The sequence below is a fragment of the Deltaproteobacteria bacterium genome, from assembly GCA_016213065.1.
Lineage (GTDB): Bacteria > UBA10199 > UBA10199 > SPLOWO2-01-44-7 > SPLOWO2-01-44-7 > JACRBV01.
In genome coordinates, this window is sequence record JACRBV010000149.1 from 1 (window position 1) to 2,275 (window position 2,275).

4 protein-coding genes are annotated in these 2,275 nt (G+C 44.9%); all 4 read left to right on the forward strand.

The features are described from left to right. Positions 1–206: hypothetical protein (locus HY877_09010; GenBank protein ID MBI5300410.1), on the forward strand; the 206-nt coding region annotated here is incomplete at its 5' end. A gap of 580 nt (positions 207–786) precedes the next feature. Beyond that, positions 787–1,533: a transposase gene (locus tag HY877_09015; GenBank protein MBI5300411.1), complete on the forward strand. Its 747-nt coding sequence runs from the start codon at positions 787–789 to the stop codon at positions 1,531–1,533. 3 nt (positions 1,534–1,536) lie between these two features. Next, the gene (locus HY877_09020) at positions 1,537–1,821 is read left to right on the forward strand and encodes a transposase (protein MBI5300412.1); all 285 of its coding nucleotides are present in this window, start codon (positions 1,537–1,539) and stop codon (positions 1,819–1,821) included. A gap of 14 nt (positions 1,822–1,835) precedes the next feature. After that, positions 1,836–2,275 (forward strand): IS3 family transposase (locus tag HY877_09025; protein ID MBI5300413.1); only part of this gene is annotated, 440 nt, incomplete at its 3' end.

The window sequence follows — 2,275 nt, forward strand, 5'->3', positions numbered from 1 at the left end:
GAAAATACAAAACAATCAGTGCGCTCTCTCTCATGGCCATTGCCAAGGCCTTCAACATCAAATTGGAGACCTTGCTTGAGAAAATTCTTCCCGTTCTTGCCAAGGAAATTACGCGGGAATTTAGTCCAGATCAAAAAATATCTCCCACAACTGTGAAAATAGAGTTTTCCACTCCACCAGTGAAAGGCGGACCGGATGCAGCCTAAAATCAGACCCGTCGGAATCTATTATGTCCCGGATTCGAACCTCTGGAAGAAGCGAGTGACATGGTTCTTTTTGGGGGCCTTGGCCACGATCATTTTCAGAGCAGTCTTGCAGGTATTTTGAATTCTTAAGGGCACATCCGGAAACCTGCCTAATGAATGTTGGTAATTTGGTGGTGATTTGAGTGGGTCGTCTGCGGGCGACCTGACTCATGCGAAGATTGTTTAACGTCAAAAGCGCTTATAAGGGAAGTCGTTGATTTGATGATTTATTACATGATGTGGATTTTGAGGTGTTACCTTGCTTGGTGAGTTATCCATAGAGTCATGTTTGTCCGTCCGCGAGCCCCAAGGATAGCTCAAGCTGGCGGATGGACATGACTTTGTGGGCAACTCACTTTCAGTGCATCAAAATGAAACCCTCGGCCAGCGATCGAACGGTCACGCTGTTGCAGATGCGGCGGGTTATCCACAGCACTTCGTTACGGGACCGTAAGTGTCCCGTAACGAAGTGTTGTGGATAACCCTCATTCGGAATAACTGGCGTATTTTTATCTATGGGCGACGAATCGTGAGGTTTATTTTGCATAAAATAAAATCCCTTCAATACTTGATAATGCTGGCTTTGCGGTCATGTGCGATTTTGATAATTTGTGAAAATATGATACAAGAAGGCATGACAAAAACCATAGAAAGACAAGAGCCCGGGTTGTTTGACTATTATAACCGCATGGCAAAGTTGAGCGAGAAGTCATCCCCGATGTGGAAGTTAGATGAACGCGTCCATTGGGAGATGTTTCGTTCGGAGATTGAGAAGTTGCTTCAAAGGGAGGCAGCCGGGCCTGGAGGGCGGCCTCGTTATGATGTTGTGATGATGTTCAAGATTTTGGTGTTACAGAGGTATTACAATTTATCGGAGGAGCAGACGGAATTTCAGATCAACGATCGACTCACGTTCCAGAAGTTTTTGGGTTTCACGCTGGCAGATACTGTTCCTGACAAGAACACGATCTGGGATTTCAAAGAGAGTTTGAGTTTTGGTGATGGAGTGGAGAGGTTATTTAAGTGTTTTGAAAAACATTTACTGGAAGTTGGTCTTGTGGGACAGGAAGGCAAAATAATCGATGCCAGTTTTGTAGATGTGCCGCGACAGAGAAACAGACATGAGGATAATGAAGCGATCAAAAAAGGCGCAATTCCCATAGAGTTTGGAAAGAATAAAAACAAGTTGAGTCAAAAAGATACAGATGCGCGCTGGACGAAGAAGTATACTGCACCCCAGTTGACAGCGACAGTTGGATGGTGGAGAGAAGCGGTCAAAAAGGAGTGACAAATGCCAAAGAACAAACACACGGAGGAAACGAAGTTGGCTGTGGTTTTGGAGGGGCTCAAGAGCGCCGGTTCAATAGCCGAGATGTGTCGCAAACACGGGATTTCCGACTCGCTCTATTACAAATGGAGAGATGTATTTCTTGAAGGCGGCAAACGCGGTTTATCTGGAAAAAATGAATCACCAAATATGGAGCTTGTGCGAAGGGTGTCGGAGTACGAAAAAGTCATTGGACGGTTAACCGTCCAATGCGAGATTTTAAAAAAAACGTTTCCGGATGCACTGTAGCGCAGAGGTTAGATATGGTTCGCGAGATGATAAAATCAGGGGGGCCGATAAAAGTAGCCTGTGAGTCGTTTGATGTTCACCGGTCAAGTTGGTACTATAAAAACGGTGTTCCAATTATTACTACTACAACAAAAATGCGCGGTGAGATTGATATGCGATTAGTTGGAGAGATAAAGTTGATAGTCGGGCAACACCCGTTTTGGGGATATCGGCGGGTGCATGCATATCTGAAGCATCGCAAAAAAATCAATGTAGGTAAGAAGCGCATAAAGAGGTTGATGAAAGAGGAAGGTTTATTGGCAAGGCAGAAGAGATTTAAGCCGGAGCGGCCTTTAAGGGATAAGCCTCAAGCGGACGGACCAAATCAGTTTTGGGGCACAGACATGACTAAATTTATGGTTCCGTCATTTGGGTGGGTTTATCTTGTAATAGTGATTGATTGGTACACGAAACA